This window comes from Pseudomonas sp. NPDC088368 (assembly GCF_044753445.1).
Classification (GTDB): Bacteria; Pseudomonadota; Gammaproteobacteria; order Pseudomonadales; family Pseudomonadaceae; genus Aquipseudomonas; species Aquipseudomonas bambusae.
The window spans coordinates 730067-755935 of sequence record NZ_JBIVNG010000001.1 but is presented as its reverse complement, the minus strand read 5'-3'; the positions used below and the strand labels follow the sequence as shown (position 1 = coordinate 755935).

Sequence of the window (25869 nt, the reverse complement as noted above, 5' to 3'; positions counted from 1 at the left end):
GCTGGTGCGGACGGAGAGACTCGAACTCTCACACCTTGCGGCGCTGGAACCTAAATCCAGTGTGTCTACCAATTCCACCACATCCGCGTTTGAAGCGCTTAAAGCAAAGGCGCCAGATTATGCATCTGGCGCCTTTTTCGAATATGGGGTGGACGAAGGGGATCGAACCCTCGACAACGGGAGTCACAATCCCGTGCTCTACCAACTGAGCTACGCCCACCATCTAGCGTTGTAACTTACTTGTGCCAAAGCTGCCTTTATGGCGCACCCGGCAGGACTCGAACCTGCGACCATCCGCTTAGAAGGCGGATGCTCTATCCAGCTGAGCTACGGGCGCTTGGTTAACCTGCATTCTTACGACTGCAAATTAAGAGCTTTCAATCACGCTGAGCCGATTTGAACTCTACCTGACTTATTCAACCTTTCGACCTGACTCACCGCTTCCGGCTTATCCTGTGTGGGGTTGTGCCCGACAAGTGCGACGAATCTTATAGACGGCCTCAAAGGTCGTCAACACTTTTTTCTAAAAAATTCAGTTAATTAAAGGGGTTAGCTTATTAAGCGGACCAACCGCCTTTGCCCTTGCGTCAGGTCATGCGAGAATGCGCGCTCTTTTTCCCTCCCTTCCGATGGTTAATCACGCGTAATGACTGCAAAACTAATAGACGGCAAAGCGATCGCAGCCAGCCTGCGCCAGCAGATCGCCCAACGAGTTGCCGAACGTCGCGAGCAAGGGCTGCGTACGCCGGGCCTCGCGGTGATTCTGGTCGGCAGCGACCCCGCCTCTCAGGTTTACGTCTCGCACAAACGCAAAGACTGTGAAGAGGTCGGCTTCATCTCCCGGGCCTACGACCTGCCCAGCAAAACCACCCAGACCGAGCTGACCGAGCTGATCGACAGCCTCAACGACGACCCCGCCATCGACGGCATCCTGCTGCAACTGCCGCTGCCGGAGCATCTGGATTCGTCGCCACTGCTGGAACGCATCCGTCCTGATAAGGACGTCGATGGTTTCCACCCTTATAACGTCGGGCGTCTGGCCCAGCGTATTCCGCTGCTGCGCCCTTGCACGCCGAAAGGCATCATGACCCTGCTGGAAAGCACCGGCGTTGACCTTTACGGGAAAGATGCCGTGGTGGTGGGCGCGTCCAACATCGTCGGTCGTCCGATGGCCATGGAATTGCTGCTGGCCGGCTGCACCGTGACCGTGACCCATCGCTTCACCCAGGACCTGGCGGGCCATGTTGGCCGTGCTGATCTGGTGGTGGTGGCAGCGGGCAAGCCGGGACTGGTCAAGGGCGAGTGGATCAAGGAAGGCGCGATCGTGATCGACGTCGGCATCAACCGTCAGGACGACGGCAAGCTGGTGGGCGACGTGGTGTACGAGACCGCCCTGCCCCGCGCAGGCTGGATTACACCGGTGCCAGGCGGCGTTGGCCCGATGACCCGCGCATGCCTGCTGGAGAACACCCTTTACGCGGCAGAAACGCTGCACGGTTGATCGAGGCGGTCCGCACATGAAAAACGGCACCCGAGGGTGCCGTTTTTTTATGCGTTTAGCCGATGATCCCTGTAGGAGCGAATTTATTCGCGATCGGCCAGTACATCCGACATGTTTCCATCGTCCGTACCGGCGTCTCGCGAATGAATTCACTCCTACAGGTTCCGCCCACGCCCTCCTGCACCATCGAGTAGGGCTTGAGGGCCGACCCAAGGTTTACTTCTTGGCCGCTTCCCAGCTTTTCAGCAGGTCCGAATAAGCAATCGTTTCACCCTTCGGTTTCTCGTTGGCCAGTTTGCGTTGCGGGGCGAGGAACGCGCCATTGCTCTTCTCGGCTTTGGTGTACCACTCTTCCGCCGAAGTTTCCGGGTTCATCTTCGGTGCGCAACCACTTGCGTCCTGAACCTTCGAACGCTCGATACGGGTCATGATAGCGTCCTGATCCTTGGCCAGGCCATCGAGCGCCGCTTGTGCGGTTTTCTCGCCGGTCACGGCTTCAGCCACATGGCTCCACCACAGTTGCGCCAGTTTCGGATAATCCGGAACGTTGGTGCCGGTCGGCGACCATTGCACACGCGCCGGGCTACGGTAGAACTCCACCAGACCACCGAGCTTCGGCGCCAGCGCGGTCATCTCTTTCGAGTTGATGTCCGACTCACGAATCGGCGTCAGGCCCACGATGGTTTTCTTCAGAGAAACTGATTTCGACGTCACGAACTGCGCGTACAGCCAGGCCGCCAGACGTTTTTTCTCGTCAGCCGATTTCAGGAAGGTCCACGAACCCACGTCCTGATAGCCGAGCTTCATGCCGTCTTTCCAGTACGGACCTTTCGGCGATGGCGCCATCCGCCATTTCGGCGTGCCATCGGCGTTCATCACCGGCAGACCAGGCTTGGTCATGTCAGCGGTAAATGCGGTGTACCAGAAGATCTGCTGCGCAATGTTACCCTGAGAAGGCACTGGCCCCGATTCGGAGAAGGTCATGCCCGCTGCCTCAGGTGGTGCGTAGGCTTTCAGCCAATCGATGTATTTCTGAGTGGCGTAAACGGCAGCCGGACCGTTGGTGTCGCCGCCTCGGGTGATGCTGGAACCGACCGGATGGCAGCTCTCGACACGAATACCCCACTCGTCCACCGGCAAGCCGTTCGGCAGGCCTTTGTCGCCGCTGCCTGCCATGGAGAACCAGGCATCGGTGAAGCGCCAGCCCAGGGACGGGTCTTTCTTGCCGTAGTCCATGTGGCCGTAGACTTTCTTGCCGTCGATTTCCTTCACGTCTTCGCTGAAGAATTTGGCGATGTCTTCATAAGCCGACCAGTTCACCGGAACGCCCAGCTCGTAGCCGTATTTGGCCTTGAACTTCGCTTTGAGGTCAGCACGCTCGAACCAGTCGGCGCGGAACCAGTACAGGTTGGCGAACTGCTGGTCAGGCAGCTGATACAGCTTGGCCGGGGTGATGACCTTGCCCGACTCATCCTTGACCTCAGGCGAAGTGGTGAAGGAGGTGCCAATGAAGTCTTTGATGTCGAGGGTAGGCGAGGTGACTTTCGCGCCTTCCGGGCTGGCCATCAGGTCTGTCAGAGACAGCGCCTTGCCGTAGCGGAAATGGGTACCGATCAGGTCGGAGTCGTTGACCCAGCCGTCGTAAATGCTCTTGTCCGACTGCATCGCGGTTTGCAACTTCTCGATGACGTCGCCCTCTTGCAGGAGGTCGTGAGTCACTTTGATGCCGGTGATTTCGGTGAAGGCCTTGGCCAGGGTTTTCGATTCATATTCATGGGTGGTCAAGGTTTCGGAAACCACCTTGATGTCCATGCCACGGAACGGCTCGGCGGCCTTGATGAACCACTCCAGCTCCTTGAGCTGGTCAGCGTCTGACAGGGTCGTCGGCTTGAACTCGCTGGCTGCCCACTTCTTCGCGGCATCCTCGTATTGATCCGCCCACGCCGAAACGCTCAAGCCGCTGAGCATCACCATCGTCGCAACCGTCACACTATGTCGCAGCTTGTTTTTCTTATTGAACATAGACACCTCCAGTGTTGATTCTTATGTAGTCCCGCTTTGCAAATCCCGCCAATCGACCTGCCACAACAAGCCGGCCAGCCTTCAACCCCAACGCATCACCACCAACAGCCAGACCAGGGACAGCCCCGAGGCGACCCAGATGCTCCAGTCGGTCGCGCCAATCACCAGCAAATGCAGGTAGGCGCTGCCGAGAAGACCGATGAACAGCCGGTCGCCACGGGTGGTGGCAATCGGCAGAAAACCGCGACGCTCGATGCTCGCCGAGCGCAGTTCCCAAACGGTCATCGCGGCCAGAATGGCAGCGATGGACGCAAAGAAAATGGCGGTCGGCAGTGTCCAGGACATCCACTCCATTTTTTCGACTCCTCAGACACGACCAAGGGCAAAACCCTTGACCACGTGATTGCGAACGAACCAGATCACCAGCATGCCCGGCAGGATGGTCAACACTCCCGCAGCCGCCAACACGCCCCAGTCGATCCCCGATGCCGACACCGTGCGGGTCATCACCGCCGCGATCGGCTTGGCGTTGACCGACGTCAGTGTCCGCGCCAGCAGCAGCTCGACCCACGAGAACATGAAGCAGAAAAACGCCGTGACACCGATCCCCGAGCCAATCAACGGGATGAAAATTTTCCCGAAGAACTTGGGGAAGCTGTACCCGTCGATGTAGGCCGTTTCGTCGATCTCCTTCGGCACGCCAGACATGAAGCCTTCGAGAATCCATACCGCCAAAGGCACGTTGAACAGGCAGTGCGCCAACGCGACGGCGATGTGGGTGTCGAACAGGCCAATCGACGAATACAGCTGGAAAAAGGGCAACAGGAACACCGCCGGTGGCGCCATGCGGTTGGTCAGCAGCCAGAAAAACAGGTGCTTGTCGCCGAGGAAACGATAGCGAGAAAACGCGTAAGCGGCAGGCAATGCCACACTCAGCGATATCACGGTATTCAGGCAAACGTAGTACAGCGAGTTGATGTAGCCGCTGTACCAGCTCTCGTCGGTGAAGATCACCTTGTAGTTCGCCAGGGTGAAATCCTGGGGAAACAGCGTCAGACCGCCGAGGATTTCGGTGTTGGTCTTGAAGGACATGTTCACCAGCCAATAGATCGGTACCAGCAGAAACAGCAGGTAGATCCACAGCGGCACGACTTTGCGAAGATTCATGGGCCGCTCCTCAGTTCTTTTCGCCGTGGGTCATGGCGGTGTAGAACACCCACGACACCAGCAGGATGATCAGGAAATACACCAGCGAGAACGCTGCCGCCGGGCCGAGGTCGAACTGACCCAGCGCCATGGTGGTCAGGGTCTGGCTAAGGAAAGTCGTCGAGTTGCCCGGTCCGCCCCCAGTGAGTACGAACGGCTCGGTGTAGATCATGAAGCTGTCCATGAAACGCAGCATCACGGCGATCAGCAGCACGCTCTTCATCTTCGGCAACTGGATGTGTCGGAAAACCGCCCAGTTCGATGCCCGATCGATCCGCGCCGCCTGGTAGTACACGTCCGGAATCGCCCGTAAACCCGAGTAGCACAGCAGCGCTACCAGCGAGGTCCAGTGCCAGACGTCGATGATCAGCACCGTCACCCAGGCATCCGAGGCATTGGCCGCGTAGTTGTAGCTGACGTGCAGCACGTTGTTGAGAAACCAGCCCAGCAGGCCGATGTCGCCACGGCCGAAAATCTGCCAGATGGTGCCAACCACGTTGAAGGGGATCAGCAGCGGAATGGTCATCACGATCAGGCACACCGAAGACCAGCGACCCTTCGTCGGCATGGTCAGCGCAATGGCGATGCCCAGCGGGATTTCGATCAGCAACACGCAGGCCGAATAGATGAACTGGCGCAGCAACGAGTCGTGCAGACGCGGGTCCTGCAACACCTGCCTGAACCAGTCGGTACCGACGAAATAGCGGCTGGACTGGTCGAAGATGTCCTGCACCGAATAGTTGACCACGGTCATCATCGGGATGATGGCGCTGAACGCCACCAACAGAAACACCGGCAGCACCAGCCACCAGGCCTTGTTGTTCTGCACCTTACTCATGGGGCACCTCGCTGGCCGACGCTGCATTGGCGTCGGCTTCCAGCAGAAATTCATCGGCGTAGAGCATCAACCACTGGGCCGGAAAACTGATCCAGGCCTGGCCTTGCGGCACCGGTTTGTCTTCCTGCAGGCGGACCTTCAGCGATTGCCCGGCAAGGTTCAGGGTGAGGATTTTGTAGGTCCCCAAGTCCTCGACATAGGTCACTTCGGCGCACATGGCGTCGTCGAACGGCCCATCCCAAACATGCACGAACTCGGGCCGGATACCGACCTTGAGGGTGCTCCACTTCGTTGCAGCCAAGCGCTGTTGCAGGGCTTCAGGCAAAGGCAGATGAACGCCGCCAAAACCCACGCCGCCAGCTTCAGGCTTGACCTCAATGAGGTTCATGCCAGGGCTGCCGATGAAATAGCCGACAAAAGTGTGATGAGGTTTTTCGAACAGCTCGCGCGGGGTGCCGAACTGCACGATCTGGCCGCCGTACATGACCGCGATCTTGTCGGCGAAAGTCGAGGCCTCCAGCTGATCGTGGGTGACGTAGACCATGGTGATGTTGAACTGCTCGTGGATCTGCTTGAGCTTGCGCCGCAGTTTCCACTTCAGGTGCGGGTCGATCACGGTCAGCGGTTCGTCGAACAGGATCGCCGACACGTCGTCGCGCACCAGACCGCGGCCCATGGAAACCTTTTGTTTCTCGTCAGCCGTGAGGCCCTTGGCTTTCTTTTTCAGCAGCGGTTGCAGGTCCAGGACGTCGGCGATTTCCTGCACCTTGATCTGAATTTTCGCCTCGGCCATGCCTTGATTGCGCAGAGGGAAGGCGAGGTTGTCGTACACCGTCATGGTGTCGTAGACCACCGGAAACTGGAAAACCTGAGCGATGTTGCGCTGCTCCGGCGACATGTCGTTGACCACGGTAGTGTCGAACATCACCTTGCCTTCCGACGGGCTGAGCAGGCCGGAAATGATGTTGAGCAAGGTCGATTTGCCGCAGCCGGACGGGCCGAGCAAGGCATACGCCCCGCCCTGCTCCCAGATGTGGGTCATCTCGCGGATTGCGTAATCTTCAGGGCCAGTGGGATTGGCGCTGTAGCTGTGCGCGAGTTGTTGCAAGCGGATCTCGGCCATCAGGCAACCCTCGCCATGCGCAGACCCGGTGCCTGGATAAGCCCGCCCTGCTGATCGAATACGAACAATTTGTGGGTCGGGATGTACACGCGGATCGGCGTATCAACGTCGTACTCGTGCACCCCCGGCAGGTGCAGGACCAACGAGAAATGCTCGTTGCGCACGTGCAGGAAGGTTTCCGAGCCGCTGATTTCCGCCAGTTCCACGGTGACCGCCAGTTCCAGATCGTCGTCGTTGGACGGTACGAGACTCAGGTGGCTGGGGCGCACACCAAAACCGTATTCGCCATCGCCGATCTTGCGCAGGTCGACGTTGAGCGGGAAATGCACGAAGTTGGCGAAGCTCACTTCGTTGCCATCGATACGGCCCGGCATCAGGTTAATCGGCGGCTCGGAGAACAGCTCGGCGGCCAGCACGGTTTTCGGCTGGTGGTAGACCTCAGGGGTCCTGCCGCTCTGGATCAGACGGCCTTCGTGCAGGATCGTCGTGGTGCCGCCCAGCGCCAGCGCTTCGTTGGGCTCGGTGGTGGCGTAGACCGCGATGGTGTTGCGGGTCTCGAACAGCTGGCGCATTTCCTGACGCAGCTCCTCGCGCAATTTGTAGTCGAGGTTGACCAGCGGCTCGTCGAACAGAATCAGCTCGGCGTCTTTCACCAGCGCCCGCGCCATGGCCGTGCGCTGCTGCTGGCCGCCGGAAAGCTCAAGGGGATAGCGACTGAGGAACTTCTCGATTCGCAGCATCTTGGCGGTTTCCCGCACGCGGCTGTCGATTTCGTCTTTCGACATTTTGGCCTGGCGCAGTGGCGAGGCGATGTTGTCGTAGACGGTCATGCTCGGGTAGTTGATGAATTGCTGATAAACCATCGACACATTGCGATGACGCACGGCCACTTGGGTGACATCTTTGCCATTCATCAGTACGCGGCCGCTGTCTGGCTTGTCCAGACCGGCCATCAAGCGCATCAGGCTGGTTTTGCCTGATAAGGTGCGCCCCAGCAATACGTTGAATGAGCCGGGTTCGAAGCTCAGCGACGCATCGTCGATCCAGATTTGACCGTCGACGGCTCGGCTGACGTGCTCAAGCGTGAGAGACATGGCGTGCCCTTTTTATTTGTCTTGTTCGGGGTGAAGCAGTTGGTCTGTTTTTTTAATGACCACGTGTTGGATAGCGACAATCGTGCCAATCGACCTTCGCTAACGAACACTGCCTCGAAACCTGCGTTATAGAGCGATCAGGGCAAATGAGCCTGTTCGCCAATATTCGTTGATGAACATAAATGAACAAGAAAGGCTGAACACCTGAACAAAATGAACATTGACTTTGAACAATCCTGAACAACAATGGGTGAACGTTTCGAGCACGGATGCTTGGCCCACGCCGTACCCCAAAAACAATAAAAGCTACCGGACGGAGCCAGACCATGGCCGCTACAGGCGCATCCACTGCTCACGACACCATCATTCGGGACTCTTGGGCCCGCTGCCGAGAATTTGGCCTGGACCATCAGTCACGCCCCGCCTTCAATCGGCTGCCTGAACAGCAGGTTTCGCAACTGCTGGAACGCCATCAGTCGCTGGTGCAGACCACCCATCAACAGGTGCTGCCCTTCTACGAGAACATTCTCAGCAACTCCAACTGCCTGATCCTGCTGGCTGACCAACAAGGCCAGGTGCTCAATTCGTGGGGCACCAAGCGCTTCGTCGAACCGGATCAGCAGCGGGGTTTCATCGCCGGGGCAAGCTGGCTCGAACGCGGGGTCGGCACCAACGCCATCGGCACGGCGTTGGCCTGTGAACAGGCTGTTCACATTGAACACGATGAACACTTTTTGAAGGCCAACCGTTTCATGACGGGCTCTGCGGCGCCGATTTTCGATGCCTCGCGGCGTATGGTCGCGGTGCTCGATGTGTCCAGCGACAGCTTCCTGCCGCCCTCCCACACCCTTGGGATGGTGAAGATGATGAGCCAGACCATCGAAAACCGGCTGATCCTGGACCAGTTTCAGCACGGCTATTTTCAGATGACGTTCAACACCGGGCTGAACAACCTCGACAGCCAGTGGGCCGGTTTGCTGATTTTCGATGAGAGTGGCCGCATCGTGTGCGCCAACCGTCGCGCCGACAATCTGCTGGGTGTACGTCTGTTGCAGGCCAACATCGAACAGCTGTTCAAGGCCCCGATTGCGCATTTGCTCGACCAGCAGGAAGGTCAGCCTTTCGCGCTGCAAGCCTCGGGGCATAACCGGTTTCACGGGGTGATCAAACGGCCCAAGGCCCCGGTGCTGAAATTCAGGGCTGCGACTGAGCTGAAGAAACCCCACACCGCTTTGCCCGGTTTCGGCGATGAAAAAGTGGCGAAAGCCACGCGGCAAGCGCAGCGTTTGTTAGAGAAAAACGTGCCACTGTTGATTCTCGGCGAGACTGGCGCGGGCAAAGAGGTGTTCGTCAAACACCTGCATCAACGCAGCTCCCGGGCTGATCAGCCATTCATTGCGGTGAACTGCGCCGCCATTCCGTCAGAGCTGGTGGAGGCCGAGCTGTTCGGTTACGAAAAAGGCGCGTTCACCGGCGCCCACCATAAAGGCAGCGTTGGCCTGATTCGCAAGGCGGACAAGGGCACGCTGTTTCTCGATGAAATCGGCGACATGCCCCTGCCCGTCCAGGCCCGTTTGCTGCGGGTGCTGCAGGAGCGTTGCGTGCAACCGCTGGGCAGCAGCGAGTTGTTTCCGGTGGACATTCGGGTGATTTCCGCAACCCACTGTTCGTTGCGCGAACAGGTGCAGAGCGGGCGTTTCCGGCAGGATTTGTACTACCGCATCAGCGGCTTGAACCTTGAATTGCCGCCCCTGCGCGACCGTACCGACAAGGCTGAATTGGTGCAGATGATCTGGCAGCAGCATCGCGAACCCCAGCAGACGGCGGGCTTTGAGTCGTCGGTGTTGGCGTTGTTCGAGCGGCATCCGTGGCCGGGGAATTTGCGTCAGTTGAGCAATGTGATTCAGGTGGCGTTGGCGCTGGCGGATGACGAGCCGATTTCTACCGAGCATCTGCCGGAGGACTTCTTTGCTGATCTGGAGCTTGTCGATCAGGAGATGGAGAGCGAGAACAGCGAGCGGGTGACGGCGTTCAATCGTAAGGCCGCGCTGGATACGCCGGAGGAGTTGAACGAGCTGTTGCACGCGGCCGGGGGGAATATTTCGCAGCTGGCCAAGCGGCTGGGGGTGAGTCGGAATACGCTTTATAAGCGGCTTCGGGAGCAGGGTTTCTGATTTGAGATAAGTGGCGCCTGACCCGACGCCTTCGCGAATGAATTCGCTCCCACAGGTTGATCGCATTTCAACTTTGGGAGTTGGGTCGTTCTGGCGTCATCGCGGATGAATCCGCTCCCACAGGTTGATCGTATTTCAACTTGTGGGAGTTGGGTTGTTCTGGCGTCATCGTGGATGAATCCGCTCCCACAGGCGATACGCGATCAATCTGTGGGAGCGAATTCATTCGCGAATCGATGTCACAGGCGTTGCCGGATCAAAATTTGCCGATCAATCCGCCAAGCGCCAGGTCGTTGCGCCTTTGCCGTCTTCCAGCACCACGCCCATGGCGGTGAGCTGGTCGCGGATGCGGTCGGATTCGGCCCAGTTCTTGTCGACCCGAGCCTGCAGGCGCGCTGCAATCAACGCTTCAACTTCAGCTGCATCGACACGGCCTTCAGCGCCTGCGCGCAGGAAGTCGTCGGCTTCAAGCTGCAACACGCCCAGCACGCTGGCCAGTTGCTTCAAGCGTGCCGCCAGACCGGCCGCAGCCGTGACATCGCTGTCACGCAGGCGGTTGATCTCGCGGACCATCTCGAAGAGCACCGCACAGGCTTCCGGCGTGCCGAAGTCGTCGTTCATTGCCGCAGAGAAACGCTCGACGAACGCTTCGCCACCGGCAGGCTCGGCGACCGGCAGACCTTTGAGCGCGTGATAGAAACGCTCCAGCGCGCCCTTCGACTCTTTCAGGCTGTCTTCGGAGTAGTTGATCGCGCTGCGGTAGTGGCTCGACACCAACAGGTAACGCACCACTTCCGGGTGATATTTATCCAGCACGTCGCGAATGGTGAAGAAGTTGTTCAAGGACTTGGACATCTTCTCGCCATTGATGCGGATCATGCCGCAGTGCATCCAGGCGTTGGCGTAGGTCTTGCCGGTGGCCGCTTCGCTTTGGGCGATTTCGTTCTCGTGGTGCGGGAATTCCAGGTCGGAGCCGCCGCCATGAATGTCGAAGGTCTCGCCCAGGCAGCAGGTCGACATCACCGAGCATTCGATGTGCCAGCCCGGACGGCCTGCGCCCCAGGGCGATTCCCAGCTCGGCTCGCCCGGCTTGACGCCTTTCCACAGCACGAAGTCCAGCGGGTCGTCCTTCGCTTCGTCGACCTCGATCCGCGCACCGATGCGCAGGTCTTCGATCTTCTTGCGCGACAGCTTGCCGTAGCCCAGGAACTTGCCGACGCGGTAGTACACGTCGCCATTGCCCGGCGCGTAGGCGTAGCCCTTGTCGATCAGGCTCTGGATCATGTCGTGCATGCCGCCGATGTAGTCGGTGGCGCGCGGCTCCATGTCCGGTTTGAGGATGTTCAGGCGCGCTTCGTCCTCGTGCATCGCGTCGATCATGCGCGCGGTCAGGGCATCGAACGCTTCGCCGTTTTCACGGGCGCGGTTGATGATCTTGTCGTCGATGTCGGTGATGTTGCGCACGTAGGTCAGGTCGTAGCCGCTGAAACGCAGCCAGCGAGTGACCAGGTCGAACGCGACCATGCTGCGGCCGTGGCCCAAGTGGCAGTAGTCGTACACGGTCATCCCGCAGACGTACATGCGCACCTTGTTGCCATCCAGCGGCTTGAAGACTTCTTTGCTCTTGGTGAGCGTGTTGTAAATGGAAAGCACGTTCTGCCTCTTATCTGTACTGCATCAAGTCCACGCGTCACGCAGCGTGACGGTCCGGTTGAATACCGGCTGACCAGGTTTCGAGTCTTTGATGTCCGCGCAGAAATAGCCTTCGCGTTCAAACTGGAAACGGTCTTCCGGCTGAGCTTCACCCAACGAGGGTTCAGCCCGACAACCGGTCAGGACCTGCAAGGAGCCCGGGTTGATGTTGTCCAGGAAGGTCTTGCCCTCCTCGGCCTTCTCCGGGTTCGCGGAGAGGAACAGACGGTCGTACAGACGCACTTCACATTCAATGCTTTCAGCGGCGGGGACCCAGTGGACCACGCCCTTGACCTTGCGGCCTTCCGGGTTCTTGCCCAGGGTGTCCGGGTCGTACGAGCAACGCAGCTCGACGATGTTGCCGTCGGCATCTTTGATCGCTTCGTCGGCGCGGATCACGTAGCTGCCACGCAGGCGCACTTCGCCGTTCGGTTCCAGGCGCTTGTAGCCCTTCGGCGGCTCTTCCATGTAGTCGTCGCGGTCGATGTAGATCTCGCGGGAGAACGGCAGCTTGCGCACCCCCAGTTCTTCCTTCTGCGGATGACGCGGCAGTTCGAGGTGATCGACCTTGTCTTCCGGGTAGTTGGTGATCACGACCTTCAATGGACGCAGCACGCACATGGCACGAGGGGCGTTGTGGTCCAGGTCCTGACGGATGCTGAATTCGAGCATGCCGAAATCGACCACGCCGTCGGAACGGTTGGTGCCGATCATTTCGCAGAAATTGCGGATCGATGCCGGGGTGTAACCGCGACGGCGGAAGCCCGACAGGGTCGACATTCGCGGGTCGTCCCAACCATTGACGTGCTTTTCATCGACCAGTTGCTTGAGCTTGCGCTTGCTGGTGATGGTGTAGTTCAGGTTCAGGCGCGAGAACTCGTACTGGCGCGGCTTGCACGGCACCGGCAGGTTGTCGAGGAACCAGTCGTACAGCGGACGGTGGCTTTCGAATTCCAGGGTGCAGATCGAGTGGGTGATGCCTTCGATGGCGTCCGACTGACCGTGGGTGAAGTCGTAGATCGGGTAGATGCACCACTTGTCGCCCGTCTGGTGGTGATGGGCGTGGCGAATGCGGTACAGAATCGGGTCGCGCAGGTTCATGTTCGGCGAGGCCATGTCGATCTTGGCGCGCAGCACGCGGGCGCCGTCTTCGAACTCACCGGCCTTCATGCGGGCGAACAGGTCCAGGTTTTCCTCGACGCCGCGCTCACGGAACGGGCTGTTCTTGCCCGGTTCTGTCAGGGTGCCGCGGTATTCGCGCGCTTGTTCAGGGGTCAGGTCGTCAACATAGGCTTTGCCCGCCTTGATCAGCTCGACGGCCCAGTCGTGCAGTTGATCGAAATACTGCGAGGCGTAGCGCACTTCACCGGACCATTGAAAGCCCAGCCATTTGACGTCGTTTTCAATGGCGTCGATGTATTCCTGGTCTTCCTTGGCCGGGTTGGTGTCGTCGAAACGCAGGTGCGTAACGCCACCGAATTCCTGAGCCAGACCGAAGTTGACGCAGATCGACTTGGCATGACCGATGTGCAGGTAGCCGTTGGGCTCCGGCGGGAAACGGGTCACGATCTGGGTGTGCTTACCCGAATCCAGGTCTGCCTGCACGATGGGGCGCAGGAAGTTGGTTGGAATTGCAGGGCCTGCCTTGGTGGTGGCAGCAGCGTCTTGAGTGGGCTTGCTCATAGGATCCTTGAAAACCTGACAGTCTTGGCCAGGGTAGGCCGAATAAATCAAAGCGCCTATCATAGCCGAACCTGTCAAGCCCCTGACAGCGCGCAGTGACAAAACTGCCGAGATACCTGGCAGGTGATTTCAGGCCGCGGGTTTAATTGCAACTACCCGTAGGGCAACCTGCCTCTGTAAACTGCGCGCCAGGGTGAATCAGCGGCCCTTGCAGCCAGCTTCTATGCTGTAAACCGCGATCGACACGTCCAACCACGAATTCCAAAAGAGCGATTCGAACATGTCCAAAGTAAAACTGACCACCAACCACGGTGACATCGTCCTGCAACTGAACGCTGAGAAAGCGCCGATCACCGTTGCCAACTTCATCGAATACGTCAACGCGGGTCATTACAGCAACACCGTGTTCCACCGCGTCATCGGCAACTTCATGGTCCAGGGCGGCGGTTTCGAGCCAGGCATGAAAGAAAAGAAAGACAAGCGCCCAAGCATCCAGAACGAAGCCGACAACGGCCTGCCGAACAAGAAGTACAGCGTGGCCATGGCCCGTACCATGGAGCCGCACTCTGCCTCGGCCCAGTTCTTCATCAACGTCGCTGACAACAGCTTCCTGAACCACAGCGCCAAAACCGTTCAAGGCTGGGGCTACGCGGTGTTCGGTGAAGTGGTCGAAGGTTCGGACGTGGTCGACAAGATCAAAGGCGTCGCCACCACTTCCAAAGCAGGCCACCAGGACGTACCGGCTGACGACGTGATCATCGAGAAAGCCGAGATCGTTGAGTGATATTGCTGATCTCCGATCTGCATCTGGAAGAAGGACGCCCGGACATTACCCGGGCGTTTCTGGATCTGCTCAGCGACCGCGCCCGTGGGGCCGAGTCGCTGTATATCCTCGGGGATTTTTTCGAGGTCTGGATTGGCGATGACGCGATGTCGCCTTTCCAGCGCTCGATCTGCGAAGCCCTGCGCGCCTTGAGCGACAGCGGCACGCAGGTGTTCCTGATGCACGGCAATCGCGATTTTCTGATCGGCAAGGCTTTTTGCAAGGCCGCGGGCTGCACCCTGTTGAAAGACCCGAGTGTCGTGCCATTCAACGGTGAGCCGGTGTTGTTGATGCACGGCGACAGCCTGTGCACCCGCGACGAAGCCTATATGCGTTTGCGCCGCTACCTGCGCAATCCACTGACTTTATGGGTGCTGCGCCATCTGCCTTTGAGCACCCGGCATAAACTCGCGCGCAAGTTGCGCAGTGAAAGCCGCGCGCAGACCCGCATGAAAGCCAACGACATCGTTGACGTGACCCCGGAAGAAGTCCCGCGGATCATGTCCGAATATGGGGTGAAAACCCTGATCCACGGCCACACCCACCGCCCCGCCATTCACAAGCTGCAGATCGGCAGCGATACCGCGCAACGGATCGTGCTGGGGGATTGGGACCGCGAAGGATGGGCGTTGCAGGTCGATGAACAAGGCTTTCAACTGACCTCGTTCGGGTTTGTGCAGGAGCAGCCGCTGGGGCTGCCTTCTCACACCGCACCTGACCTGTAGCAGCACGGCTTACTAGCGGTGGCGACCGTGAGATCGCCACCGACCTGCTTCTGCCGAAGGCGTGGGAGCGCTGCTTGCTCGCGATCTGCTGCGGAGCAGCAGCAAAACCTGACATTTCCGTTGTGTCAGGCACACCGAGTGCGCAGGATTGGCTGCCGCTTCGCGCCAGATCGCGAGCAAGCAACGCTCCTACGGCCTTCGGCCAGAATCAAAAGCAATAACCATCAACAACGCCACCGGCCAGAATCAAAAGCAATCATCCATGACCGGGAACCTGGCCAGCATCATAAGTACAAATCATCAATGCCCCGCCCCAGGCCCGGCCTTGGCGGCGAACGGGGGTTTGGCCATCCAGATGATGAAGATCAGCACCATGAACCCCCAGCCCATCATGTAGAAATAATCCACCGTGGACATCATGTAGGCCTGGCTGGTGACCATGCTGTCGAGCTGCGCGTAGGCCTGATTGCTCGGCCCGCCGAGCATGTCCAGCGCGTGTCGCGTGGTCGGTTCGTAGGTGTTCACGTTTTCGCTGAGGTACGCGTGGTGCATGTTCGCCCGGCGAATCCAGATCCAGGTCGTCAACGAGGCCGCGAAGCTGCCGCCGAGGTTACGCAAAAACGTCGCCAGCCCCGAACCGTCGGCAATCTGCGACGGCGGCAGGTCCGACAGCAGGATGCTCAAGGTCGGCATGAAGAACACCGCAATCCCCGCCCCCATGAACAGCTGCACCATCGCGATGTGGTAGAAATCCACCTGACTGGTGAAATTCGAGCGCAGGAAACAGCTCATGCCGATGACCAGAAACGCCAGGCCTGCCAATAGCCGCAGGTCGAACTTCGGCGCGTATTTGCCCACGAACGGCGACAGCAGCACCGGCAATATCCCCAACGGCGCCACGGCCAGCCCCGCATAAGTCGGCGTGTAGCCCATCTGCGTCTGCAACCATTGCGGCAAAATCAGGTTGATCCCGAAAAAGCCCGCGTAGCCCAGCACCAGACAAATGGTCCCGACCCTGAAGTTGCGGAACGAAAACAGCCGCAAATTCACCACCGGGTGTTCATCGGTCAACTCCCAGATGATGAAGGCGGCTATGCCGATGGCTGAGATCACCGAACCGATGATGATGAAATTCGACGAGAACCAGTCCAGGTCATTGCCCTTGTCGAGCACCACCTGCAAGGCGCCTACGCCGATGATCAGGGTGATCAGCCCGATGTAGTCCATGGGTTGGCGGACGATGTTCACCGGACGCGCCGCCAGTTGCGTGCGCACCACGGCAGCGGCGAACAGGCCAATCGGCACGTTGATGAAGAAGATCCACGGCCAGGCATAACTGTCGGTGATCCAGCCCCCAAGAATCGGCCCGGCAATCGGCGCCGCCACCGTGACCATCGCCAGCAGTGCCAGTGCCATCCCCCGTTTCGCCGGGGGGTAGACGGCAATCAGGAGCGTCTGCGCCATCGGGTACAGCGGGCCTGCGACCAGACCCTGCACCACCCGGAAGCCCACGAGTTCGGGCATCGACGTCGAAATGCCACACAAGAACGAGGCGATCACGAACAGCAGTGTCGCCCATATAAAGAGCTTCACTTCGCCGAAGCGACGGCTCAGCCAGCCGGTCAATGGCAGCGCGATGGCGTTACTGACCGCAAACGAGGTGATAACCCAAGTGCCCTGGTCCGAACTCACCCCCAGGTTGCCGGAAATCGTCGGCAACGCGACGTTGGCAATGGTGGTGTCCAGCACCTGCATGAACGTCGCCAGTGACAGGCCGATGGTGCTCAAGACCAGGCTGGGCGGCGTGAAAGAAGCGGGAGCGTTGTTACTCATCGCGAATCCTTTGACTCTTCAAAATGGTCCCGTCGCGAGAGATGCCTCCAAGGGATGGAACCAAGGGATTGGCGGGTCAGCGCTGGGCAGCCTTGTCCGGGCCGGAGGCGCTGTTCTCGTGAATCAGGCGCCCGATCAGGGTGTCGGCTTCGGCCAGTTGCTTGACGTACACGTCCGTGGTGAACGACGCCTGCTTCGGCGGCTGTTGCGCCAGCACCGGGCCGTTCTGGTCGTGCAGGTTCACGTCAACGACGGTGGACAGGCCGATACGCAGCGGGTTTTGCTTCAGTTCGTCAGGGTTGATGTGAATCCGCACCGGCACCCGTTGCACGATCTTGATCCAGTTACCCGTGGCGTTCTGCGCGGGCAGCAGGGCAAACGCGCTGCCGGTCCCGGCGCCGACGCTGTCCACGGTGCCGCTGTATTTCACGTCGCTGCCATAAAGGTCCGCTTCGATGTCCACCGGCTGGCCGATGCGCATCTTGCCCAATTGGGTTTCCTTGAAGTTGGCGTCGATCCACACCTGATCCAGCGGGATCACCGCCATCAGCGCCGTGCCCGGCTGGACGCGCTGGCCCAGCTGCACCGTGCGCTTGGCCACGTAACCGGTGACCGGCGCGATCAGCGTGCTGCGGGCGCTGTTCAGGTAAGCCTGACGGAACTGCGACGCAGCCGCTTTCACATCCGGGTGCGACGCCACGTTGGTGTCGTCCACCAGGGCCGTGCTGGTCACCAGTTGCTGCTGGATGTTGTTCAGGGCGTTTTGCGCACTGGTCAGGTCATCCTGCGCGTGGGACAGCTCTTCTTGGGAAATCGCCCCGCCCGCTGCCAGGTTGCGACGACGGTTGTAGTTGTCCTGAGCCCGTTTGACCTCGGCACGCTGGGCGGCCAATTGCGCCTTGATGCCGTCCACATTGCTGTAGAGACCGCGCACCTGACGCACGACCTTGCCCAGATTCGCTTCGGCGCTTTGCAGCGCGACTTCGGCATCGTTCGGGTCGAACTGCACCAGCACCTGCCCTTCGCGAACCAGATCGCCATCGTCGGCGCCGATACTGACCACCGTGCCTGTGGTTTGCGGAGTGATCTCCACCACGTTGCCGTTGACGTAGGCGTCGTCGGTGCTTTCGTACCATTGGCCGTAGATTTCATACCAGGCCCAGACGCCGATACCGGCGAGGATCACGATGATCAACAGGCCGAACATCAACAGCTTGCGTTTCCGCGGGTTTTTCTGCGGCTGACCCGGCGCGGCCTTCTGGTCTTTCTGATCCTTCTGACCGTTCTGGTTCTGCTGGTCGCCCGGCTTCTGAGCGTCGTTCTTTTGTTCGTTTGCAGTGTTGTTTTCGCTATCGGCGTTGGCCATGACGATTACCTTAATGGGTCAGCGATGCAGTTGACGGGACGGCCGGGGCGGCGTTTTCGCCGGGCTTGCTCTCTTCGAAGCCTCCCCCCAGTGCCTGCATCAACTGGATCGAAAGATCGATTCGTTCCGCGTTGAGATCAGCCAGTTGGCGTTGCGATTGCAGCAGTTGCTGCTCGACGCTCAACACATCGAGGTAGTTGCCGATCCCCGAGGAATAACGCTGAACGACGGTGTTGTAGGACTTCTGAATGACGTCGGTGGCCTGCTGACGGGCGTCGATCTGCCCGCTGATCGAACGCAATTGGCCGATGTTGTCGCTGACATCACCCAAGGCACGCACCAGGCTTTTGTTGTACTGCGCGACGGCCAGGTCGTAGTCGGCGTCTCGGGCGTCGAGGTCGGCGCGACGACGACCGCCGTCGAAGATCGGCAACGAGACGGTCGGCGCGACGTTGAAGAAGCGGCTCGCCGAACCGAACATCGCGTCACCCAGCAGCGACTCCACCCCCGCCGACGCACTGAGGTTCAGGTTCGGGTAGAAGTTGGTCTTGCTGACCGCGATGTCCTTGTTTGCCGCCTCGACCCGCCAGCGCGCGGCCACCAGATCGGGGCGACGGCCGAGCAATTCAGCCGGCACCACCGACGGCAAGGCAACGACCGCAGGTTTCAGCACGGTCGGACGGGCCAGCTCTTCGCCGCGATCCGGGCCTTTGCCCATCAGTACGGCCAGGGTGATTTTGGCGGTGCGCAGGCGCTTGTCGGCGTCGACCAAGGCTTCGCGGGAGCCGGCTTCCAGGCTCTCGGTCTGCTGGTATTGGTACTCGCTGTCGATGCCGGACTTGAAGCGACGGGCGCCCAACTCCAGCAATTGCCGCGTGCGTTTCAGGTCGTCGGCCGCCAGGTCGCGAACGATGTAGGCCTGACCCAGATCGCTGTAGGCGCGGGCGACGTCGGCCGCGAGGGTCAACTGCGCGGCGCGCTGGTCGATTTCAGAAGCGCGGGCCTGGCCCAACGCCGCTTCCCAGGCGGCACGCTGGCCGCCCCACAGGTCAAAGTTGTAATTAAAGCTCGCGCCCAAACTCCGCAGCGTGCTGTAACGGTCGCCGGTGCCGGTCGGGTCCTGATCCTTGGCCAGACGCGAACGGCTGACACTGGCATTGGCATCGACGGTCGGCATGCGCTCGGCGTCGGCGGCATAAGCGGCAGCACTGGCCTGATGGGTCCGCGCGGCGGCGATCTGCATGTCAGGGCTGTCGCGCAGGGCTTCCGTAATCAGGCCGTTGAGTTGAGGGTCGCCCAGGCTGGTCCACCAGTCGCGCTTCGGCCAGGCCGCTGGCGACAGGTTGATGCCATTGAGGCTGTTTCCGGCCTGCAAGCTGTTGGCGTCGATGCCGACGGCCTCGGTGTGTAAGCCTTTGGAGTTCGCGCAACCTGCCATGACCAGTGCGGCGAACACCAGACTGAGAGAGGTGCGAAGGGCCGAGCCCTGTGGGGATCGAATGTTCATTTGGCTGCAATCCGGGCGAGTGTGATCGGGTCCGCCGCCGCGACCAGCACCTTGGTGAGCAACTTTTCCAGCATGGCCAGTTCGTCCTTGTCCAGCACCCCGACCATTTCGTTCAGGGCCTCTGCGCCGATTTGCGGCAGCAGGTTCGACAGCGTTTTGCCGGCATCAGTCAGCACCAGACGCACCTGACGGCGATCCGATTCGGAGCGGGCACGGGTCAGCAGGTCTTTCTGTTCCAGACGGTCAAGCATGCGGGTCATGGAGCCGCTGTCCAGGCACAGCGAACGGCAGAGGTCAGCCGGTGTTTCGGCGCCATACAACGCGACGATGATCAGCACTTTGAATTGCTGAGCCGTCAGTTCGTAGGGTTCAAGCAGTTTGTCGAGGATGCGGTTTTTCAGTTGTTCGGCTCGGCCGATCAGCATGCCCAGCAGGCTGCATTGAAAACTCTCGGAAGTGAAATGTGCCATTGATAGCCACCCATTATCTGCCTAGGCAGTGATTTTGAGCCGATATTACTGCCTAAGCAGTAAACACACAATGAAACAATTTTCAGGATGCAGAGTTCCAGACGAATGTGCTCGTCGGATGAGAGGAAGTGTGCTGGGGCGGTTGGGAATTACAGCGCAGGCACGCCGCTGTGAAACCGGAAATCCTCGTCCGGGCTTTCGATAAGTTCGCGCTCCGCCAGGCGAATTTCTTCAATTTTGGCGTTAACGTCCGCCTCGTCGCCATAGGTGTAGGCCAGCTTCAGGTAATCCTGAAAATGCCGGGCCTCGGACTTGAGCAGGCTGGCGTAGAACTTCGAGAGGTCCGCGTCCAGGTGCGGGACCAGCGCGGCGAAACGTTCGCAGGAGCGCGCTTCGACAATGGCGCCGACGATCAGCGCGTCGGTCAATCGGTAGGGGTTGTGGGTGCGAACGAGCTTGCGCAACGACCCGGCATAACGCGCCGAGCTGATGTTGGCCATGGGGATGCCGCGCTTCTTGATGATGCCGATCACCTGCTCGAAGTGACGCAACTCTTCCCGTGCCAGACGCGACATTTTCGCCAAGAGGTCGAATTTGTCGTTGTACTGGAACATGAACTGGAACGCCGCACCGGCGGCTTTCTTTTCATTGTTCGCGTGGTCGATCAGCAGGATATCCAGGTTCTGCAAGGCGGCCTGAACCCAGGCGTCCGGGGTCGGGCAAAGCAGGAAGGCATCGATGTCTGGATAAAGCGGCATGGGTTCACGACTGGCAGAGTGGGAAAGGCGCAGCATTATACGGGCCTCGACGCGCAGAACCAGCCTCTTGGGCCGGAAATCCGATGACGCCGATCAACGCGTCGCGTCGTCTGGGCCAGCTATAGTCAACGGGCGAACCCCGACAGCTCAAGTAGGGTCGAAGGTTTCATGACGTCTTCATAGGAGATCCGCTCATGCACGCGATTCGCAGGATTCTGGTGGTCATTGAACCCAACGCTGACACCGATCAGGTCGCCAACCTCGCCATGCCTCGCGCTTGCCTGATCGCCCGTGCCACCGAGGCCAGCCTGCATCTGTTGGTGTGCGACAAAAGTGCGGATCACGGCGAACTGCTGTCGGACCTTCGCCATGTGCTGGAAGCCAAGGGGATCGAGGTCACCACCGAGCAGAACTGGCACGAAAGCACGCACCAGACCATCGTCCAGGCGCAACAGGCGCAGGGTGCGGACCTGGTCATCAAACAGCACTTTCCCGACAGCACTCTGAGAAGAGCCCTGCTTGCCCCGGCGGACTGGAAATTGCTGCGCCACTGCCCGTGCCCGGTGCTGATGGTGAACTCCGACAGGCCGTGGAAAGGCGGGGCGATCCTGGCGGCCGTCGATGTCGGCAATCCGGACGGCGAGCACACGGCCTTGCACTACAGCATCGTCCAGCACGGTTTTAGCCTGGCAGAGATGGCGGGCGGTGAACTCCACGTGATCGCGGCGCACCCCTCCCCCACGCTGTCGGCGGCAGAGCCGGTGTATCAACTGCCGACCCACGTCGAGGGGGAATATCGCGAACAGTGCAAGGCGTTTCAGACTGAGTTCGACATCGACGATGCTCACCTGCACATTGCCGAGGGACCGGCGGATGTGCTGATCCCGTTCACAGCACATCATTTACAGGCGGCGGTGACGGTCATTGGAACCGTGGCGCGGACGGGATTTTCGGGCGCGCTGATCGGGAACACGGCAGAAGTGGTGCTGGACTCGCTGGAAAGCGATGTGCTGGTGCTGAAGAGCGAGGAGATCGTGGCGCAGTTGAAGAAGCATCTGGCGCAGGCGTAGGGCGTTCGCACTCGCTTCTGCCGCAGACTAGGCTACGATGGTCGGCTTCTGCCGCAGGCGTGGGAGTGCCGGGGTGGCGCTCCACCTTGCCTACGATCTGGCGCGCAGCGGCAGTAAACTCTGCTCACGCGGTGTGTCTGGCAGAACGGGATGCCCGGTTTTGCTGCCGCTTCGGTCGAGCGCGACCCCGGGCCGATCGTAGGCAAGCCAACTCCCACGGCCTTCGGCCAGAATCAAATGCGATTCGCGCCAGCAGCCCCCCAGGCCTTCGGCCAGAATAAAAAGCCGGGCACGGATCAGCTTTGCCCCATCGCATCCTTCAAAAAGCCCGGCGCGATGTAACGTTCGTAATGCGCTTCGGACAGCAGGAAGAATTCCCGATCAATGGCATCGCGCAGTTCCGGCAGCGGCCAGTCGCGAAATTCGGGCATCAGCACCATGCCGTACGCTTCCACGTTGTTGATCACCCTCGCCCCGCGCGCGATCAACTGGTATGCCCAGCAATACTCCGATTGCTGCGGCACGAAGCGGATTTTGCGCTGTTCGAGCTGCTGACGCAGCAAACCGGGGTCGAACACTTCGACTTTCGCGGCCATTACCTGCACCAGCAATTGTTCGAGCCGCAGCCACACCGCGCGCTTTTCTTCCTCGTTGTAGCCATTCCAGTGAATGACTTCGTGGTGAAAACGCTTGCATCCCCGGCACACGAGGTCCCCGTAAACGGTGGAACACAGGCCGACACAGGGCGTTTTGATGATGTGGTTGGGCATGGCGGAAAAACACGGCAGCGGACGAAACAAGCCCGCATGTTAGCCCTTTGTCTAAATCGGTACACCCCCGAAGATGTAGGGGCTAACTTACCTTTCCCTTTTTTTTGCCGTAGAATCACCGGGCCTTTTAAGGCGCCAATGTCCGTTGGAAGCTGTTTTCAAAGCGTCACGAGCACAGTCCAGGATCTGTACGGAAAGTCGGCAAGCGCCACTTTCCCTATGGAGCCTTACCCCGCAGTACGGTTCGACGCAGGCGTAATCCTGCGTCCCCTCCCTCCCAGAGCCGTTCATGCAGGCGTAAAACTTTGAAAACAGCTTCTGTTGGAGATCGTCAGCTTCCTGCCTGAAAACTCAAAAAGTTTTGACATGCACGGTCGCGGACTTTTTCCGGATGAGCGTCCCGGACACCCATTTGGGACCACTGATGAGGGTAATACTGTGCTTGAAGCCTACCGTAAACACATCGAAGAGCGTGCCGCCCAGGGTATCGTGCCCCAGCCGCTTAACGCCGAACAAACCGCAGGCCTGGTCGAGCTGCTGAAGAACCCACCGGCTGGCGAAGAAGCTGTCCTCCTTGATCTGATCACCAACCGCGTTCCACCAGGCGTTGACGAAGCTGCCTACGTCAAAGCCGGTTTCCTCTCCGCTCTGGCCAAGGGCGAAGTCTCTTCCCCTCTGCTGGACAAGAAGCGCGCTGTTGAACTGCTCGGCACCATGCAGGGCGGCTATAACATCGTGACCATGGTTGACCTGCTGGACGATGCCGATCTGGCACCTGTCGCAGCCGAGCAACTGAAGCACACCCTGCTGATGTTCGACGCCTTCCACGACGTCGCTGAAAAAGCCAAGAACGGCAACGCACACGCTCAAGGCGTGCTGCAGTCCTGGGCTGACGGCGAGTGGTTCCAGAAGCGTCCGACCCTGGCTGAAAAGATCAGCCTGCGCGTCTTCAAGGTCACCGGCGAAACCAACACCGACGACCTGTCGCCTGCACCGGATGCCTGGTCCCGTCCTGACATCCCGCTGCACGCCCTGGCCATGCTGAAAATGGCACGCGACGGCATCGTGCCTGATGTGCAAGGCGCCATAGGCCCGATGAAGCAGATCGAAGAAATGCGCGGTCAAGGCTTCCCTATCGCCTACGTCGGTGACGTGGTCGGTACCGGTTCCTCGCGTAAATCCGCCACCAACTCGGTGCTGTGGTTCTTTGGTGACGACGTTCCTTACGTGCCGAACAAGCGCGCTGGCGGCTTCTGCTTCGGCAGCAAGATCGCTCCAATCTTCTACAACACCATGGAAGATGCCGGCGCACTGCCAATCGAATTCGATGTGACCAACATCAACATGGGTGACGTGATCGACGTTTACCCATATGAAGGCAAAGTCACCAAGCACGACAGCGACGAAGTGATCACCACTTTCGAACTGAAAACCCCTGTGCTGCTGGACGAAGTCCGCGCCGGTGGCCGTATTCCGTTGATCATCGGTCGTGGTCTGACTGGCAAGGCACGCACCGAGCTGGGTCTGCCACCATCGACCCTGTTCAAGCTGCCTGACGTTCCAGCGGCCAGCACCAAGGGTTTCACCCTGGCGCAGAAAATGGTCGGCAAGGCCTGCGGCACCGACGGCATCCGTCCAGGTACTTACTGCGAACCGAAGATGACCACCGTCGGTTCTCAGGACACCACCGGTCCGATGACCCGTGACGAGCTGAAAGACCTGGCGTGCCTGGGCTTCTCGACCGACCTGGTGATGCAGTCTTTCTGCCACACCGCGGCCTATCCAAAGCCGATCGACGTCAAGACCCACCACACCCTGCCTGATTTCATCATGACCCGTGGCGGCGTTTCGCTGCGTCCGGGCGACGGCATCATCCACAGCTGGCTGAACCGCATGCTGCTGCCGGACACCGTCGGCACCGGTGGTGACTCGCACACCCGTTTCCCGATCGGTATCTCGTTCCCGGCCGGTTCCGGTCTGGTCGCGTTCGCCGCTGCCACTGGCGTCATGCCGCTGGACATGCCGGAATCGATCCTGGTCCGTTTCAAAGGCAAGCTGCAACCGGGCGTCACCCTGCGTGACCTGGTTCACGCGATTCCTTACTACGCGATTCAGAAAGGCCTGCTGACCGTCGAGAAGAAAGGCAAGAAAAACGCCTTCTCGGGTCGCATCCTGGAAATCGAAGGTCTGGACAACCTGAGCATCGAACAGGCTTTCGAGCTGTCCGACGCCTCAGCCGAACGTTCGGCTGCCGGTTGCACCATCAAGCTCTCCAAAGAGCCGATCATCGAATACCTCAGCTCCAACATCACCCTGCTGCGCTGGATGATCGCGGAAGGCTACGGTGATCCACGTACGCTGGAGCGTCGTGCCCAGGCGATGGAAGCCTGGATTGCCAACCCTGAACTGCTGGAAGCCGATGCTGACGCTGAATACGCTGAAATCATCGAGATCGACCTGGCGGACGTCAAAGAGCCTGTGCTCTGCGCGCCGAACGACCCGGACGACGCCCGTCTGCTGTCCAGTGTTGCTGGCGAGAAGATCGACGAAGTGTTCATCGGTTCGTGCATGACCAACATCGGTCACTTCCGCGCTGCCGGTAAGTTGCTGGACCAAGTCAAAGGTCAGCTGCCAACCCGTCTGTGGCTGTCGCCGCCGACCAAAATGGACGCTCACCAACTGACCGAAGAAGGCTACTACGGCATCTACGGCAAGGCTGGCGCACGCATGGAAATGCCGGGCTGCTCGCTGTGCATGGGTAACCAGGCACGTGTGAACCCGAACGCCACCGTGGTCTCGACCTCGACCCGTAACTTCCCGAACCGTCTGGGCGACGGCGCGAACGTCTACCTGGCCTCGGCCGAGTTGGCGTCCGTTGCATCGATCCTGGGTCGCCTGCCGACCGTCGAGGAGTACATGGTGTACGCGGGCAAGATCGACAGCATGTCTGCCGATGTCTACCGCTACCTGAGCTTCGACCAGATCGCCGAGTTCCGTGAATCCGCTGCGAACGCCAACATCCCGGTTGTTCAAGCGTAAGATCGAAACACAGCGTTGAAAGAACCCCACTTCGGTGGGGTTTTTTTATGGGGATTGGTTTTGTTGATCGTTCCCACGCTCCGCGTGGGAATGCCTCACGTGACGCTCCACGTGAAGCAAAAAAAACCCCACATCTCTCGACGCAGGGCTTTTTCTTGCAGCTTGACGCTTACAA

Annotated in this window: 19 protein-coding genes, 3 tRNA genes and 2 pseudogenes; 7 read left to right on the top strand and 17 right to left on the bottom strand. The window is 59.7% G+C overall.

The annotated features are described in order from the left end of the window. Positions 1 to 2: 2 nt before the first annotated feature. The 3 genes from ACIQAL_RS03185 to ACIQAL_RS03175 all read right to left on the bottom strand — a co-directional run bounded on the left by ACIQAL_RS03185 (position 3) and on the right by ACIQAL_RS03175 (position 337). A tRNA-Leu gene (locus ACIQAL_RS03185) sits at positions 3 to 87 on the bottom strand. Positions 88 to 144: 57 nt separating this feature from the next. After that, positions 145 to 220, bottom strand: a tRNA-His gene (locus ACIQAL_RS03180). Between the two features lie 40 nt (positions 221 to 260). Beyond that, positions 261 to 337, bottom strand: a tRNA-Arg gene (locus ACIQAL_RS03175). 309 nt (positions 338 to 646) lie between these two features. Here ACIQAL_RS03175 and folD point away from each other — a divergent pair. Beyond that, entirely contained in the window at positions 647 to 1501 is an 855-nt protein-coding gene (gene folD / locus ACIQAL_RS03170; RefSeq protein ID WP_401142252.1) for a bifunctional methylenetetrahydrofolate dehydrogenase/methenyltetrahydrofolate cyclohydrolase FolD, read from the top strand. Between the two features lie 216 nt (positions 1502 to 1717). Here folD and ACIQAL_RS03165 read toward each other — a convergent pair whose 3' ends face one another. The 6 genes from ACIQAL_RS03165 to ACIQAL_RS03140 all read right to left on the bottom strand — a co-directional run bounded on the left by ACIQAL_RS03165 (position 1718) and on the right by ACIQAL_RS03140 (position 7784). Then, on the bottom strand, positions 1718 to 3523 hold the full coding sequence (locus ACIQAL_RS03165) for an ABC transporter substrate-binding protein (RefSeq protein ID WP_401142249.1): 1806 nt from the start codon (positions 3521 to 3523) through the stop codon (positions 1718 to 1720). Between the two features lie 81 nt (positions 3524 to 3604). Then, a complete protein-coding gene (locus ACIQAL_RS03160; protein ID WP_166593229.1) occupies positions 3605 to 3877 on the bottom strand; it encodes a DUF2160 domain-containing protein in 273 nt (90 codons plus the stop codon). A 12-nt stretch (positions 3878 to 3889) separates the two neighbouring features. Continuing rightward, entirely contained in the window at positions 3890 to 4690 is an 801-nt protein-coding gene (locus ACIQAL_RS03155) for a carbohydrate ABC transporter permease (RefSeq protein ID WP_296181211.1), read from the bottom strand. Positions 4691 to 4700: 10 nt separating this feature from the next. Next, on the bottom strand, positions 4701 to 5567 hold the full coding sequence (locus ACIQAL_RS03150; RefSeq protein ID WP_166593231.1) for a carbohydrate ABC transporter permease: 867 nt from the start codon (positions 5565 to 5567) through the stop codon (positions 4701 to 4703). After that, entirely contained in the window at positions 5560 to 6690 is a 1131-nt protein-coding gene (locus ACIQAL_RS03145) for an ABC transporter ATP-binding protein (protein ID WP_401142244.1), read from the bottom strand. Before ACIQAL_RS03145 ends, ACIQAL_RS03150 begins: the two co-directional genes overlap by 8 nt. After that, entirely contained in the window at positions 6690 to 7784 is a 1095-nt protein-coding gene (locus ACIQAL_RS03140) for an ABC transporter ATP-binding protein (protein WP_401142242.1), read from the bottom strand. Before ACIQAL_RS03140 ends, ACIQAL_RS03145 begins: the two co-directional genes overlap by 1 nt. Before the next feature lie 326 nt (positions 7785 to 8110). On the opposite strand from ACIQAL_RS03140, the pseudogene ACIQAL_RS03135 reads away from it, so the two are divergent. Continuing rightward, positions 8111 to 9751: pseudogene (locus ACIQAL_RS03135) on the top strand (sigma-54-dependent Fis family transcriptional regulator); the annotation flags it as partial. Positions 9752 to 9832: 81 nt separating this feature from the next. Further along, positions 9833 to 9958: pseudogene (locus tag ACIQAL_RS03130) on the top strand (helix-turn-helix domain-containing protein); the annotation flags it as partial. 270 nt (positions 9959 to 10228) lie between these two features. On the opposite strand, the gene cysS reads toward ACIQAL_RS03130, so the two are convergent. Beyond that, complete coding sequence (cysS, locus tag ACIQAL_RS03125) at positions 10229 to 11611, bottom strand: cysteine--tRNA ligase (RefSeq protein ID WP_166593235.1); 1383 nt, start codon at positions 11609 to 11611, stop codon at positions 10229 to 10231. 24 nt (positions 11612 to 11635) lie between these two features. Beyond that, positions 11636 to 13333: a glutamine--tRNA ligase/YqeY domain fusion protein gene (locus ACIQAL_RS03120; protein WP_401142239.1), complete on the bottom strand. Its 1698-nt coding sequence runs from the start codon at positions 13331 to 13333 to the stop codon at positions 11636 to 11638. A gap of 280 nt (positions 13334 to 13613) precedes the next feature. Between ACIQAL_RS03120 and ACIQAL_RS03115 the strand changes: the two genes are divergently transcribed. Both ACIQAL_RS03115 and lpxH read left to right on the top strand, forming a co-directional pair. After that, positions 13614 to 14117, top strand: coding sequence for a peptidylprolyl isomerase (locus ACIQAL_RS03115; protein ID WP_166593237.1), 504 nt, complete (start codon positions 13614 to 13616; stop codon positions 14115 to 14117). Next, positions 14114 to 14881: a UDP-2,3-diacylglucosamine diphosphatase gene (gene lpxH, locus ACIQAL_RS03110; RefSeq protein ID WP_401142236.1), complete on the top strand. Its 768-nt coding sequence runs from the start codon at positions 14114 to 14116 to the stop codon at positions 14879 to 14881. The genes ACIQAL_RS03115 and lpxH overlap by 4 nt, the downstream gene beginning before the upstream one ends. 300 nt (positions 14882 to 15181) lie before the next feature. On the opposite strand, the gene ACIQAL_RS03105 is transcribed toward lpxH, so the two are convergent. The 5 genes from ACIQAL_RS03105 to ACIQAL_RS03085 all read right to left on the bottom strand — a co-directional run bounded on the left by ACIQAL_RS03105 (position 15182) and on the right by ACIQAL_RS03085 (position 20815). After that, positions 15182 to 16714 carry a DHA2 family efflux MFS transporter permease subunit gene (locus ACIQAL_RS03105; protein WP_401142233.1) on the bottom strand — a complete coding sequence of 511 codons (1533 nt, stop codon included), beginning with the start codon at positions 16712 to 16714 and terminating at the stop codon, positions 15182 to 15184. A 76-nt stretch (positions 16715 to 16790) separates the two neighbouring features. Further along, the gene (locus ACIQAL_RS03100) at positions 16791 to 18080 is read right to left on the bottom strand and encodes an HlyD family efflux transporter periplasmic adaptor subunit (protein ID WP_401142231.1); all 1290 of its coding nucleotides are present in this window, start codon (positions 18078 to 18080) and stop codon (positions 16791 to 16793) included. Positions 18081 to 18090: 10 nt separating this feature from the next. Next, on the bottom strand, positions 18091 to 19587 hold the full coding sequence (locus tag ACIQAL_RS03095; RefSeq protein ID WP_401142228.1) for an efflux transporter outer membrane subunit: 1497 nt from the start codon (positions 19585 to 19587) through the stop codon (positions 18091 to 18093). Beyond that, positions 19584 to 20057, bottom strand: a complete 474-nt coding sequence (locus ACIQAL_RS03090) for a MarR family winged helix-turn-helix transcriptional regulator (RefSeq protein WP_401142225.1) — start codon at positions 20055 to 20057, stop codon at positions 19584 to 19586. Before ACIQAL_RS03090 ends, ACIQAL_RS03095 begins: the two co-directional genes overlap by 4 nt. 149 nt (positions 20058 to 20206) lie before the next feature. Beyond that, positions 20207 to 20815: a tRNA-(ms[2]io[6]A)-hydroxylase gene (locus ACIQAL_RS03085; protein WP_401142406.1), complete on the bottom strand. Its 609-nt coding sequence runs from the start codon at positions 20813 to 20815 to the stop codon at positions 20207 to 20209. Between the two features lie 194 nt (positions 20816 to 21009). Here ACIQAL_RS03085 and ACIQAL_RS03080 point away from each other — a divergent pair, with 194 nt between their 5' ends. Then, entirely contained in the window at positions 21010 to 21885 is an 876-nt protein-coding gene (locus ACIQAL_RS03080; RefSeq protein ID WP_401142222.1) for a universal stress protein, read from the top strand. 296 nt (positions 21886 to 22181) lie between these two features. Here ACIQAL_RS03080 and ACIQAL_RS03075 read toward each other — a convergent pair whose 3' ends face one another. Continuing rightward, positions 22182 to 22655, bottom strand: coding sequence for a DUF1289 domain-containing protein (locus ACIQAL_RS03075; protein ID WP_401142220.1), 474 nt, complete (start codon positions 22653 to 22655; stop codon positions 22182 to 22184). Positions 22656 to 23093: 438 nt separating this feature from the next. Between ACIQAL_RS03075 and acnB the strand changes: the two genes are divergently transcribed. Further along, on the top strand, positions 23094 to 25694 hold the full coding sequence (acnB, locus tag ACIQAL_RS03070; protein ID WP_166593245.1) for a bifunctional aconitate hydratase 2/2-methylisocitrate dehydratase: 2601 nt from the start codon (positions 23094 to 23096) through the stop codon (positions 25692 to 25694). Positions 25695 to 25869 lie beyond the last annotated feature (175 nt).